The sequence below is a fragment of the Streptomyces sp. CB02261 genome, from assembly GCF_001905665.1.
Classification (GTDB): Bacteria; Actinomycetota; Actinomycetes; order Streptomycetales; family Streptomycetaceae; genus Streptomyces.
The window spans coordinates 588,477-601,169 of the sequence record NZ_LIVX01000007.1; the positions used below are offsets into that span (position 1 = coordinate 588,477).

Annotated in this window: 14 protein-coding genes, 1 pseudogene and 1 riboswitch; of the genes and pseudogenes, 3 read left to right on the forward strand and 12 right to left on the reverse strand. The window is 72.6% G+C overall.

The features are described from left to right. Window positions 1–67: 67 nt before the first annotated feature. Window positions 68–1,483 (reverse strand): FAD-dependent oxidoreductase, encoded by a 1,416-nt coding sequence (locus AMK29_RS25195; protein WP_073817091.1) that lies wholly within the window; start codon window positions 1,481–1,483, stop codon window positions 68–70. A 220-nt stretch (window positions 1,484–1,703) separates the two neighbouring features. On the opposite strand from AMK29_RS25195, the gene AMK29_RS25200 reads away from it, so the two are divergent. Further along, the gene (locus AMK29_RS25200) at window positions 1,704–2,090 is read left to right on the forward strand and encodes an ATP-binding protein (protein ID WP_073817094.1); all 387 of its coding nucleotides are present in this window, start codon (window positions 1,704–1,706) and stop codon (window positions 2,088–2,090) included. Window positions 2,091–2,170: 80 nt separating this feature from the next. Here AMK29_RS25200 and AMK29_RS25205 read toward each other — a convergent pair whose 3' ends face one another. From AMK29_RS25205 to dhaK, 9 genes are all read right to left on the reverse strand, one after another. Further along, a complete protein-coding gene (locus AMK29_RS25205; RefSeq protein ID WP_073817097.1) occupies window positions 2,171–2,701 on the reverse strand; it encodes a PadR family transcriptional regulator in 531 nt (176 codons plus the stop codon). 32 nt (window positions 2,702–2,733) lie between these two features. After that, on the reverse strand, window positions 2,734–4,749 hold the full coding sequence (locus AMK29_RS25210) for an NADPH-dependent 2,4-dienoyl-CoA reductase (RefSeq protein WP_073817099.1): 2,016 nt from the start codon (window positions 4,747–4,749) through the stop codon (window positions 2,734–2,736). Between the two features lie 196 nt (window positions 4,750–4,945). Next, window positions 4,946–5,821, reverse strand: a complete 876-nt coding sequence (locus AMK29_RS25215; RefSeq protein WP_073817101.1) for an energy-coupling factor ABC transporter ATP-binding protein — start codon at window positions 5,819–5,821, stop codon at window positions 4,946–4,948. Then, window positions 5,818–6,567, reverse strand: coding sequence for a cobalt ECF transporter T component CbiQ (cbiQ, locus tag AMK29_RS25220; RefSeq protein ID WP_073817104.1), 750 nt, complete (start codon window positions 6,565–6,567; stop codon window positions 5,818–5,820). Before cbiQ ends, AMK29_RS25215 begins: the two co-directional genes overlap by 4 nt. A 6-nt stretch (window positions 6,568–6,573) precedes the next feature. Next, complete coding sequence (locus AMK29_RS25225; protein ID WP_073817106.1) at window positions 6,574–6,966, reverse strand: energy-coupling factor ABC transporter substrate-binding protein; 393 nt, start codon at window positions 6,964–6,966, stop codon at window positions 6,574–6,576. Then, entirely contained in the window at window positions 6,963–7,661 is a 699-nt protein-coding gene (locus AMK29_RS25230) for an energy-coupling factor ABC transporter permease (RefSeq protein ID WP_073817109.1), read from the reverse strand. Before AMK29_RS25230 ends, AMK29_RS25225 begins: the two co-directional genes overlap by 4 nt. 29 nt (window positions 7,662–7,690) lie before the next feature. Continuing rightward, window positions 7,691–7,923: riboswitch (cobalamin riboswitch) on the reverse strand. Between the two features lie 38 nt (window positions 7,924–7,961). Next, window positions 7,962–8,402 carry a PTS-dependent dihydroxyacetone kinase phosphotransferase subunit DhaM gene (locus tag AMK29_RS25235; protein ID WP_073817111.1) on the reverse strand — a complete coding sequence of 147 codons (441 nt, stop codon included), beginning with the start codon at window positions 8,400–8,402 and terminating at the stop codon, window positions 7,962–7,964. Beyond that, window positions 8,399–9,019, reverse strand: a complete 621-nt coding sequence (gene dhaL, locus AMK29_RS25240; protein ID WP_073817257.1) for a dihydroxyacetone kinase subunit DhaL — start codon at window positions 9,017–9,019, stop codon at window positions 8,399–8,401. Before dhaL ends, AMK29_RS25235 begins: the two co-directional genes overlap by 4 nt. A gap of 26 nt (window positions 9,020–9,045) precedes the next feature. After that, window positions 9,046–10,038, reverse strand: a complete 993-nt coding sequence (dhaK, locus tag AMK29_RS25245; protein ID WP_073817114.1) for a dihydroxyacetone kinase subunit DhaK — start codon at window positions 10,036–10,038, stop codon at window positions 9,046–9,048. A gap of 275 nt (window positions 10,039–10,313) precedes the next feature. Between dhaK and AMK29_RS25250 the strand changes: the two genes are divergently transcribed. After that, window positions 10,314–10,745, forward strand: a complete 432-nt coding sequence (locus AMK29_RS25250) for a hypothetical protein (protein ID WP_241845686.1) — start codon at window positions 10,314–10,316, stop codon at window positions 10,743–10,745. Between the two features lie 78 nt (window positions 10,746–10,823). On the opposite strand, the gene AMK29_RS25255 is transcribed toward AMK29_RS25250, so the two are convergent. Next, window positions 10,824–11,480, reverse strand: a complete 657-nt coding sequence (locus tag AMK29_RS25255; protein ID WP_158071357.1) for an SMI1/KNR4 family protein — start codon at window positions 11,478–11,480, stop codon at window positions 10,824–10,826. Further along, window positions 11,473–11,856, reverse strand: coding sequence for a hypothetical protein (locus AMK29_RS36550; protein WP_073817119.1), 384 nt, complete (start codon window positions 11,854–11,856; stop codon window positions 11,473–11,475). Before AMK29_RS36550 ends, AMK29_RS25255 begins: the two co-directional genes overlap by 8 nt. Window positions 11,857–12,480: 624 nt before the next feature. Here AMK29_RS36550 and AMK29_RS25265 point away from each other — a divergent pair. Continuing rightward, window positions 12,481–12,693: pseudogene (locus AMK29_RS25265) on the forward strand (lytic transglycosylase domain-containing protein); the annotation flags it as partial.

Here is a 12,693-nt window from a genome sequence, read left to right on the forward strand (position 1 = left end):
ACGCGCGCTCGGCACGCCCCACCGGCGCGTGCTCGGCACGCGCGCCGGCGCGGGAACACGGCACCGCTCACACCCGGGAGGGCAGCGACTCCCCGGCGTCGCGGCTCAGCGGCGGCTCCGTCGGCGTGGCGGCCACCGGGCCGAAGAGCACCGCCCGTGCCACCGGCGGCGCGAACAGCGAGGTCAGCGGGGCGGTCAGGGTGAGCGCCGCGCGGAACGGCGCCCCCACCACCGGATCGCCCGCCGCCCGCGCCTGCACCCGGCTCAGGTACCAGCCGACCGCCTTGTCCAGCGGCCCCGGCCGGGCCGCGTCACCGGTCGCGCCGGGCATCTTCTTGTCGGCGCCCGCCGAGATGTCCCAGGCCTGCCGCGAGGCGTCGAACAGCGCGCGCTGCACCTGTCGGGTGGTCGGGGTGCGCCGGGGGTCGGCGAGTGCCCGCCGCAGCGCGACCGCGCCGAGCGCGGCGACCGTCATCCCCTGCCCGTAGATGGGGTTGAAGGCGCACAGCGCGTCGCCGGTGGCGAGGAACCCGGCCGGGCGACGGCCCGGACGGTCGTATCGCCGCCGGATGTTGGAGGTCCTGCGGAATCCGTACACCGGGGAGTCCGGTTCGGCCCGCGCCAGCCACTCGCTGAGTACCGGATGCGGCAACCGCTCGGCGTACTTCTCGAACGCGCCGTCCTCCGTGGGCGGCTCGTCGCCGCGCAGCCCCGACAGGGTCACCAGGTGCCGCCCGTCTCCGAGGGGCAGCACGACACCGCCGTACACCTGGGCCGGGCTGGGCACGATGTAGTAGCCGGTCGCGTCGACCCCCGGGACCTTCGCCGGAGCCCGGTAGACGCGGGTGGCGTACGCGAGACCGGTGTCCAGGATCTCCTCGTGCGGGGCCTCCGCGCCGATGTCCGCCAGCCAGTCGGCGGCCTTCGTGGACCGCCCCGACGCGTCCACCACCAGGTCCGCCGCGAGCGTCCACGGCTGCTTGTCCGCCCCCGCGCCGCGCTCACGCAGCCGAACGCCCCTGACCCGCGAGGAGTCGCCGGTCAGGCCCACCGTCTCCGTGCCCTCGACCAGCTCGATGCGCGGGTCGGCGAGCACGCGCTGCCGCACCAGCCACTCCAGCTGGGGGCGCGGACCGGTGAAGAAGTGCGCGGTCGCGGCCGTGCGGCGGAACCACTGCCCGTTCTGCCACTGGACCATGTCCTCGGGCACGCCCACCTTGGGCGCGCCGAGCGCGTGCAGCTCGTCCATGAACCCCGGGAGCAGCTCGTCGAGCGCCTGCTGCCCGCCGGCGATCAGCACGTGGAGGTGGCGGCCCTGCGGCACGCCCGGCCGGGCCTCGGGCCCCTCCGGGAGACGGTCGCGCTCGACGACCGTCACCTTCTCCGCGTGCTCGGCCAGTACCCGAGCGGTGAGCAGTCCAGCGAGACTTCCCCCGATGACCACCGCGTGACGTGTCGCACGGTGCCCCAAGTCGTCGGCCATACCCGCCCTTTCGTGTCGTGGAACTTCCAACGGCCCAGTATCCACGCCGGTACGCGCCCCGTCCCGCCCCGCCACCCGCGCCGAGGCCACGGCCGTGCGCTTTCGGCCGCCCGCGTACCGCACCCTCGGGCGGCCCGTGCGGCGGCGAATGGATGCCCGGTATCCGGGCAGAGGCGGGGACCGAGGCTGTCCCGAACCGAGGAAGGGAGGGAACAGCGTCATGGCGGTCTCCCGGCACCATGATCTCAAGGGCCCGGGCGCCGCTGCCCGGGCGCGCCAGGAGGTGCACCGTCTCGCCGGTGACGCCCTGGTCGCCGGGCACCCCCTGCGCCAGGCCACCGAGAACGACGCCGTCCTGGTCGTCAGCGAGCTGGTCACCAACGCCATCCGGTACGCCGACGGCGAGTGCACCCTGGACCTCGCCCTGGAGGGGGACGGCATCGGTATCGACGTCCACGACGGCAACCCCGACCCACCGCGCCCGAGGGGCAACGATCCCGCCCGGGAAGGCGGCTTCGGTTGGGGCATCGTCGCGCGCCTCGTCGACGACCTGACCGTCCACCGCGACGCCCACGGAAAGACCGTGCACGCGCACGTGGAGCGGTAGACGGGCGCGGGCAGGAGTAAGACCGTGCACGGGGAGCGGTAGACGTGCGCGGGCAGGAGTTCCGCGCGCCGGACCGTGACCTACTCGAGTTCCGCGAGCGCGCTCGTCAGCCACTCCACCCAGAAGCGCTCCATGTCGATGCCGCCCCTCAGCACGAGATGCCGCAGCCGGTCGGGCTCCGTGCTGCGGCGCTCCGCCGGGAAGTCCCGTGACTCGATCGCCAGGTACTCCTCCAGCTGCTCCCGGTGCAGGGCGAGATGCCGGGACAGCTCCGCACGCAGCCCCGCCGCCCCGACGACGGCGGCCGCCCGCATCCGCAGCAGCAGCGCGGCCCGCATCGGCTTCGGGTCCTCGGGCCTGGCGACCCAGGTGCCGAGTTCGGCGCGGCCCGCGGGCAGCACCTCGTACTCCTTGCGCTGCCCCCGCGTCGGCACCGGGGCGGGCAGGGCACGGATGTGCCCCGCCTGCTCCAGCCTGCCCAGCTCCCGGTAGATCTGCTGGTGCGTGGCCGACCAGAAGTAACCGATCGACTTGTCGAAGCGGCGCGTCAGTTCGAGGCCCGAGGACGGCTTCTCGAGCAGCGCGGTGAGGATCGCGTGCGGGAGGGACATGCACGCATCCTAGGAGCGGGCGGGCACGGTGATCACAGCGTGGCCGCGAGCCGGGTGCCCTGGTCGATGGCCCGCTTGGCGTCCAGCTCGGCGGCGACGTCCGCGCCGCCGATCAGGTGCGCCACCCGGCCCGCCGCCACCAGCTCCTCGTACAGGTCCCGGCGCGGCTCCTGCCCGGCGCAGAGCACGACCGTGTCGACCGGCAGCAGCTGCGCCTCGCCGCCGATCGTGACGTGCAGGCCCTCGTCGTCGATCCGGTCGTACGACACACCCGCCACCATCGCCACGCCCCGGTGCTTGAGCTCGGTGCGGTGGATCCATCCCGTGGTCTTGCCGAGCCCCGCGCCGACCTTGGTCTCCTTGCGCTGGAGCAGGTGCACCTGGCGCGGCGGCGCGGCGCGCTCGGGCGCCCGCAGCCCGCCACGGTTCTCGTACGAGGTGTCCACGCCCCACTGGCGGAAGTACGTCTCGGGGTCCTGGCTCGCGCCCTCCCCGCCGTCCGTGAGGAACTCCGCGACGTCGAAGCCGATGCCGCCGGCGCCGATGATCGCGACGCGCTCCCCGACGGGCGCGCCGTCCCGCAGCACGTCGAGGTAGCTGACCACGCTCGGGTGGTCCACGCCCGCGATGGCGGGGGTGCGGGGGGAGACGCCGGTGGCGACGACGACCTCGTCGTAGCCGTCCAGGTCGGTGGCGGCGACCGGGGTGCCGAGCCGCACGTCGACACCGCGCTCGGCGAGCTGCACGCGGAAGTAGCGCAGCGTCTCGTTGAACTCGTCCTTGCCGGGGACCCGCTTGGCGACGTTCAGCTGGCCGCCGATCTCGTCGGCGGCGTCGAAGAGGGTCACGGAGTGCCCGCGCTCGGCCGCCGACACCGCGCAGGCGAGGCCGGCCGGGCCCGCGCCGACCACGGCGATCCGCTTGGCGCGCCGGGTGGGGGAGAGGACCAGTTCGGTCTCGTGGCACGCGCGCGGGTTGACCAGGCAGGAGGTGATCTTCAGGTTGAAGGTGTGGTCGAGGCAGGCCTGGTTGCAGCCGATGCAGGTGTTGATGGTGTCGGCGCGGCCGGCCGTGGCCTTGGCGACGAAGTCCGGGTCGGCGAGGAAGGGGCGGGCCAGCGAGACCAGGTCGGCGCGGCCGTCGGCGAGGATCTCCTCCGCGACCTCGGGGGTGTTGATGCGGTTGCTGGTGACGAGCGGCACGGAGACCGCGCCCATCAGCTTCTTCGTCACCCAGGTGTAGGCGCCGCGCGGCACGGAGGTGGCGATGGTGGGGATGCGTGCCTCGTGCCAGCCGATGCCGGTGTTGATGATGGTGGCGCCCGCGGCCTCGATCTCCTTGGCCAGCTGGACGACCTCCTCCAGGGTGGAGCCGCCGGGGACGAGGTCCAGCATGGAGAGGCGGTAGACGAGGATGAAGTCCTCGCCCACGCGCTCGCGGATACGGCGGACGATCTCCAGCGGGAAGCGGACGCGGTTCTCGTAGGAGCCGCCCCACCGGTCGGTGCGCTGGTTGGTGGCGGCGGCGATGAACTCGTTGATGAGGTAGCCCTCGGAGCCCATCACCTCGACGCCGTCGTAGCCGGCCTCCTTGGCGAGTTCGGCGCAGCGGGCGTAGTCCTCGACCGTCTGCTCGACCTCGGCGTCGGTCAGCTCGTTCGGTACGAAGGGGCTGATGGGGGCCTTGAGGGCGCTGGGCGCGACGAGGGCGGGGTGGTACGCGTACCGGCCGAAGTGGAGGATCTGCATCGCGATCCGGCCGCCGGCCCCGTGTACGGCGTCGGTGATGAGCCGGTGCTCGGCGACCTCCTCCGCGGTCGTGAGCTTGGCCCCGCCGTCCCACGGGCGCCCGGCGTCGTTGGGCGCGATGCCGCCGGTGACGATGAGGCCGACGCCGCCCCGGGCGCGCTCGGCGTAGAAGGCGGCCATGCGCTCGAAGCCGTGCTCGGTCTCCTCGAGGCCGACGTGCATCGAGCCCATGATCACCCGGTTGGGCAGGGTGGTGAACCCGAGGTCGAGCGGGCTCAGCAGGTGCGGGTACGGGGTCATGGGGGGCGCCTCCTCGCGCAGGATCGTCGACCCCAGTTGTAGGGGACCCCCACCCCCTTCTGCAACTAGTTGCAGAAGACCTGGGACGTGATGTCTACTACTCGGTAGCAAGAGCTGTCGCTGCTCCGCGCGGGGAGAGGCGAGAGCGGGCGGGCGAGAGGTGAGAGCGCGCGCCCCGGCGCGCGACGGCGCGGCCCTACTCGCCGACGACCGGCGACACCGCCCCCATCCACACCTCCAGATCCTCCGGCGTGCGCGGCTCCGGAGCGTCCGCGGCGAGCAGGCCCCGTGCCCGCAGCAGTCGGGCCACGGCCGTCCCCCAGGGGCGCCGCAGCCGGGCCGCGTCGAGCAGCGCGTCGTCCGCCAGCAGCTCGGCGACCGGACCCGTGCGCAGACCGGCGGGGGAGAGCACCGCCGCCTCGTCCGCCCAGCGCAGCGCCAGATCCACGTCGTGGGTCGCCATGAGGACCGTCGTCCCGGATCCCTGGAGCCGCTGGAGCGCCTCAAGGAGCCGTTCCTGCCCGTGCGGGTCGAGCCCGGCCGTCGGCTCGTCCATGATCAGCACCCTCGGCCGCATCGCGACGGCACCCGCGATCGCGGCCCGCTTGCGCTGCCCGTACGACAGCAGATGCGTCGGCCGGTCCGCCAGAGCCACGATGTCCAGCGCTTCGAGGGCCTCCTGGACCCGCAGCCGCACCTCGTCCTCGGGCAGCCCCAGGTTCATCGGACCGAAGGACACGTCCTGGCCGACCGAGGCGGCGAACAACTGGTCGTCCGGATCCTGCGTCACCAACTGCACGGTGGTCCGGAGCCGGGTCAGCCCCTTGCGGTCGTACGCCACCTCCTCCCCGTCCAGGAGCAGCGAACCGCTCCCGCAGCGGAGCCCGCCGCTCAGCAGCCGCAGCAGGGTCGTCTTCCCGCTGCCGTTACGGCCCAGCAGTGCGACCGCCCGGCCCTGGGTGATCGAGAAGCCGACACCCGACAGGACCGCGGGCCCCTCCTCGTAGGCGAAGCCCGCGTTCACCAGCTCCACCACGGGAGCCGCGGGAGGCGAAGGCGTCGAAGACGTCACGGCAGGAACCTTTCCAGTACGAGGGTGAGGGCGACGAGCCCCACGAGCAGCGCGCCCGAGGCGGCGAGGAACCGGCGCGACAGCACGCACCCGGGCACGAGCACCCGCAGCGTCCCGTCGTACCCCCGCCCGGCGAGCCCCGACTGCAGGCGCTGCGCCCGGTCGAAGGCCCGCACGAAGGTCGTCGCCCCGAGGCCGGCCAGCGAACGCCAGGTCGCGGCCCGGGTGGTGTGCCCGAGCCGGGCCGCCTGGGCCTGCCGGATCCGGGCCAGCGAGTCGAGCAGCAGGAAGATGATCCGGTACATCACGAGCGCCACGTCCACCACCGGCGCCGGCACCCCCGCCCGGACGAGCCGGGGCAGGACATCGGAGACCGGCGTGGTGAACGCGAACAGCAGCACCCCGAGCGACGCCGACCCGGTCCGCAGGAGCAGTTCCACCGCCGCGGCCGGGCCTCCCGGGGAGAGCGCGACGAGCCCCCGGGCGCCGCCGACCTCGAAGAGGAGCGGAACGGCGCCCGTGACGCAGAACCCGAGCGGGATGCGGAACGCCCGCCACAGCGCCCGCCCCGGCACACCGGCCGGACCGAGCAGGACGCCGAGCGTGGCCACGGCCACGAGCACCGCCCCCGGCCACGGGGGCAGACAGACCGCGCACAGGGTCAGACCGAATCCGAGCAGCGCCTTCTCGGCGGGGTGGCGGCGGCGCCAGCGACTGCTGTGCGCCGCCGCGTCGATCGGCAGCATCGGAGGCTACGCGTCCCGCCCGCCGTCGGCGGGACCGCCGCCGTCCTCGACGCCACGCGCCGCGACCTCACCGTCCGCGAGGCCCCCGGCCGCCCCGGCCCGCGCGGCCCCCTGCCTGCGACCTCGCCGCAGACCGAAGTAGTACGCGAGGACACCGGCACCCAGCGCCGCCTGGAGCGAGAACAGCGCGGACTCGATCTCCCCGGACGGCGGCTCGTACAGGGGCGTGAACCACGGCTCGTAGTCCGGCTGGAGCTCCGTGATCGCGGTCTCCGCCTCCCCGTCCGCCCCGGTGAACGGTTCCTCCTTGTGGTCCCCGAGCCCCAGCGCGAGCGGAAGCACCGCCAGCGCGGCGACGACGAGCAGCAGCAGGGTGTTGATCTTCGCGTTCCGGCTCATCGCGCGGCCGCCTCCTCGCGTCGCTCCGCCTTGCGCCCCGAGAGGACGCCGAGCCGGATCAGTTCGCCCTTGCTGGACTGCGTCAGGAGCCGCATCACGAGCACGGTCAGCAGACCCTCGCTCACGGCCAGCGGGATCTGCGTCACGGCGAAGATCCCGCCGAACTTGGCGAGCGCCCCCGCCACCCCGCTGCCCGGGTCCGGGAAGGCGAGCGCCAGCTGCACGCTGGTCACGCAGTACGTCGACAGGTCGGCGACGAACGCGCCGAAGAAGACGGCCACCATCAGCGGCGCACCGGACCGGCGCAGCAGCCGGTACACGCCGTAGCCCGCCCAGGGGCCGACGATCGCCATCGAGAAGGCGTTCGCGCCCAGGGTGGTGAGCCCGCCGTGGGCCAGCAGCAGGGCCTGGAAGAGCAGAGTGATCGTCCCCAGGACCGCCATGATCGGCGGACGGAAGAGGATCGCGCCCAGACCCGTACCGGTCGGATGCGAGCAACTGCCGGTCACGGAAGGGAGTTTGAGTGCCGAGAGGACGAAGGTGAAGGCGCCTGAGGCGCCGAGCAGAAGGGTGGACTCGGGATTGGACCGTACCTCGCGGGTCAGCGCGCGGACCCCGTGGACGATGAACGGTGCGGACGCGACGCTCCAGGCGGCCGCGTGCACAGGGGGCAGATACCCCTCGGCTATATGCATGGTTGGGAGACCCTCTCCAGCACCTCGTGGATGGACAACGCACCCTGGCCGGTCTCCTGGCTGACGGTCATACGTCCGGACTCCGCCTTCCCACACCACGACGGTCTCCCGTCGCGATCCAGTGGCTTCCCCGAGGGTGTCCCCGCGGGGGTGGAGCCGGACCTCCCGATCACAGTGGCGAGGGCCGCACCGGTACTGCACCGGTTTCCCGTACACCAAGGCCCTGTGACACTAGTGCGTTGACCAGGTACATCACAACACGGTCGCCACCCGGTGCGGCGTGTCGCTCACTCCACGCAGTCACTCCTTGCGGTAGGCGTACGCCTCCGATGCCGCCGCGGCCACCGCGTCGAGGTCCGCGCCGGCGCTCGCCGTGACCAGTGCGGCGACCGCGCCCTCGACGAACGGCGCGTCCACCAGACGGCTGCCCTCGGGCAGCTCGTCGCCCTCGGCGAGCAGCGCCTTCACCGTCAGCACCGCGCTCCCTAGGTCGACCAGGATCGCCACGCCGGCGCCCCGGTCCGCGGCCTTCGCCGCCTCGCAGATCAGTTCGGAACTCGTCCCGAGGTCACCGCCCGGGGTCCCCCCTGCGGGGACGACCTGTGCCAGGTCGCCACCCCCGGACAGGCCCCGGGCCAGCTCGGCCACGGCGGTCGCGACGGCGGCACTGTGCGACACGAGCACGATGCCGACGGGCCCGGAACCACCGCCCGCGACCGCGCCCCCGTCCGCGCCGCTCATGCCGCCCCCTCCGCACGCGCGGTGTCGTCGAGCGCGGCGAACAGCAGCGCGGACGAGGTCGCCCCCGGATCCTGGTGCCCCACCGACCGCTCGCCCAGATAGCTGGCCCTGCCCTTGCGCGCCCGCAGCGGTACGGTCGCGACGGCGCCCCCCTCGGCGGCGGCGCGGCCCGCCCCGAACGACTCCCGCAGACCCTCCACGGCCGGAACGAGCGCGTCCAGCATCGTCTTGTCGCCCACCTGCGCACCGCCCAGCTGGGAGACGGCCGTCACACCCGCGCCGAGCGCCTCCGCCAGCCGCGCCCGGGAGACCCGCTCGTCGTCGCCGAGCGTCTTGCCGGTACGCCGCAGCAGCGTGCCGTACAGCGGTCCCGACGCGCCGCCCACGGTGGAGATCAACTGCCGCCCGGCGGCCGTCAGCACCGCGCCCGGAGTCGCCGGCGGCTCCTTGGCCAGGGTCTCGGTGACGGCGGCGAAGCCCCGCTTCAGGTTGGCGCCGTGGTCGGCGTCGCCGATGGCCGAGTCGAGCTCGGTGAGCCGGTCCGCCTCACGGTCGACGGCCCCGGCCACCGCCGCCAGCCAGCGGACCAGGAAGTCCGCGCCGAAGGTCTCCGTCATGCCGGTCCCCTCTCCCATCCCTCGACTCACCGGCCCCAGCGCAGCGCGGGCGTCTGCACGGGCGCGTCCCACAGGCGGAGGAGCTCCTCGTCCACCTCGCACAGGGTCACCGAGCAGCCGGCCATGTCGAGCGAGGTCACGTAGTTCCCGACGAGGGTACGGGCCACCGGCACGCGTCGCTCGCCGAGCACGCGCTGCACCTCGGCGTTGAAGCCGTACAGCTCGAGGAGCGGGGTCGCGCCCATGCCGTTGACCAGCGCGATCACCGGTCCGGACGGGCGGAGGTCCTCGACGACGGCGTCGACGGCGAAGTCCGCGATCTCCCGCGACGTCATCATGGGCCGCCGCTCACGGCCGGGCTCACCGTGGATGCCGATGCCCAACTCCAGCTCACCCGCCGGGAGATCGAAGGTGGGGCTGCCCTTGGCGGGGGTGGTGCACGCGCTCAGGGCCACGCCGAAGGACCGCGAGCGCGCGTTGACCCGGCGGGCGATCGCCTCCACCCGCTTCAGCGGGGCACCCTCCTCGGCGGCCGCGCCCGCGATCTTCTCGACGAAGAGCGTGCCGCCGGTACCGCGACGGCCCGCCGTGTACAGACTGTCCGTGACGGCGACGTCGTCGTCGACGAGGACCTTGGCGACCTGGATGCCCTCGTCCTCGGCGAGTTCCGCCGCCATCTCGAAGTTCAGGACGTCGCCGGTGTAGTTCTTGACGACGAACAGCACCCCGGCGCCGCTGTCGACGGCCGCCGCGGCCCGCACCATCTGATCGGGCACCGGGGAGGTGAACACCTCCCCGGGACAGGCGGCCGCCAGCATCCCGGGTCCCACGAACCCCCCGTGCAACGGCTCGTGCCCGGATCCGCCACCGGACACCAGCGCGACCTTCCCCGCGACGGGCGCGTCCCGCCGCAGCACGACCCGCCGTTCCACATCGACGGTGAGCTCGGGATGAGCGGCCGCCATCCCCCGCAACGCGTCGGCGACGACGGTCTCGGGGACGTTGATGAGCATCCTCATGGGTACCTCCTGGTGCGATGGGCAGGCAGGTCGCTGAGCGGTCGTCGCAGGTCAGAGCGTGTGAGGCTGTTGGTTGATCTTGGCGCTTCGTGGCGGCTCGGGGGCGGCTGCGTGCGGTGCTGATGCTGACGTGATGCGCTTTGCGAATGCGCATCACGGCGCAATTATCGACGCAATGTCGCGAGCGCGCAGTAGTGCGTCGCCGGTCGGATCCGGACGATTGATCAAGATCCACTTTCGATCGGTGCAGCTGCTCCGGCGCCGCGGCCAACAAGATGGTGTACCACCCGGCCACGGCGCTGCACCCGTCGTTGTCCAGCAGCAACAGGGACATCCGGTCGTGTGACGAGTACTCGTTCAACGCCACCTACGAGTCGGCGGGCATGCCCACGACGGAGGACGGGCTGAACCCGAAGCCGGTGTCGGACGCACTGCAGGGACGCGAGTGCGTGCAGACCTACGAGACCAAGCTGCCCGACGGCACGTTCCGGCTCTACGACGACGAGCGGTTCGCCGCGCCGACCTGGCAGGAGACCTGCGGCCGGTCGTCGATGTCGGTCAACGTCAACTCGCAGTCGATGGCCCGCTTCGGATCGTTCGCGTCCACGTTCCGGATGCTCGACAAGGACACGTACTGGGTGGACATCGCCGGGTTCGACAAGTGCGACCCGCTCGCCGATGTGATCAAGTGCGCTCAGACCCCGTGACCCCGGGACGCCCCGCGTGAAGACAGCCCCCGCACCCGTGATCCGGGTTCGGGGGCTGCCTCGCGGACAGGGTCCTGGTCAGGAGCCGAGGGGACGCCATCCGTCCTGCTCGTACATGGGATCGGGATCGAACCAGCCCAGCCCGTCACCGGTGGGCGACAGGTAGGGCAGCATGCCCAGGGTCCGGGTGGGGCGGGCCTCGACGAGCGCGTCGGCCCCGTCCTCCAGCCACCCGGCCAGGCCGACGCCGAGCGGCTCGAGCTCGGAGGCGTCCGCCCACGTGCCGAGCATTCCCGTATCCAGATCGAGGTACGTGCCGTACATCATCGTGTGCAGGGCGGACGCGGTGACCGGAACGTACCGGGCCGACGCGTCGCCCGCGTACTCCGACAGCGGCGAGGCGTGCGCGCTGACGACGTGCTCGAGCGGCAGCCACGCCTGACCGTTCGGCATGAAATCGACTGCGTTCGCCCGCCGGTGCCAAGGGTCGTCCTCACCCGGGGGAAGGAGCGGCTGCTCCCCGAACTCGTCCAGGTCGGCGCCACGCACCCCGTCATGCCGGAGGTAGAGCGCCCGAAGCTCGGGCGGGAAGCGCACCCCGAGAGCCTGCTCCGCCTCCTCGATCCGCTCGGGCGTGGCAGCCGGTCGCAGCAACTCGTACGACCCGGGTGCCTGCCGGCTCAGCCATGTCTCGACCCGGCTCCATGCGGCTTCGACCCGGGCGCGCTCACTCATCGTCGTCCCCACTGTCAGTGTTGTCGTTCGCAGCGCCGTCGGCACAGAAGACCACATCCGGACGAGGCTGATCCGCGGTCGGCTGCGGGCGGGCGCTGAGGTGGGCGGCCCGCTCCTCGCACGTCATGCGGTCCATGCTGCACGCCGTGAAGTCCGCTCCCGAACTGCCGCAGTCCGGCGTCGGGTGGATCGGGGGGCTCGGGGAGGGGGCCGGGGAGACCACGCCGGTCCCGGCGCTCTCGGGCCTCATGCCGGCGTTCAGGACCTCGGTCGCGGTGTAGCCGAGCGCGGCCAGGGCCCCCGCGGCAGCCAGGAAGACCCACGCCGTGCGTGAAGGGAGCGTGGCCGGCTCGGGCTGGGAACCGTCGTCCGTCATCGGGGCTCCTTCCGGGCCTCGTCGGGCAACTGGTGACGTCATCGGACCTCATGCCGTCGAAGGATGGGCATGGGGGGTGGTCTGCTTCCTGCCGGGGTCTCGGGCTCGGACCATTGTCTCGGACTCGGGGATGCACGGTAGCGAGTGGCGGGCCCCTTGTACGTCATGCGGTTCATGTCACAGGCGGAGAGCCCCGCACGCACGCCGCTGCCATGCGGAGCGGAGGCGACCGGCGTCGGATTCGATGGCAGAGGACACCTGTCGGCCCCGGTTCTGCGCGTCGTGAAAGCCCCTGCCGGAACGGAACGCTCCGGGCGTCGGTGGGCTTGCATGGTTACGTAATCATACGCGGCTCGGCAAGTCCAAGTGCCATGGGTTCTCCTGTAGTTCACCGAAAATGCGGTCGGCTCCGCGGGCGACGAAGCTACGCCCCAGTAGGACTTGACGCTCTCGCCTCGGCACTGCCACGGTTCGTTCGAAAGTGATCAGCAACAGGCCGAATTTCGCATCACCACGCATGGTTGGTGTTCTCTGCTGCCTGCTTGTCGTCACCGCACTCCCGGCGGGGGCGCGTGCCCAGCCGCGCCCGTAGCCGTGCCCTCCTCTCCACCGAAGGAATCACCCATGCGCTCAGCGCGTTCCCGGGGCAGAAATCTCGCCGCTCTCACCGCTCTCGCTCTCGCTTTCGCCGCGCTCGTGCCGGTGACGGCTTCGGCCGCCCCGGCGGCGGCGGTCGAGGCGGCCGCCGTTCCGTCCGTGGTGCCCCAGCCCGTGTCGCAGACGAACCTGACCGGCAGCGGTTTCACGCTGACCGCACAGACACCGGTGAACGTCATC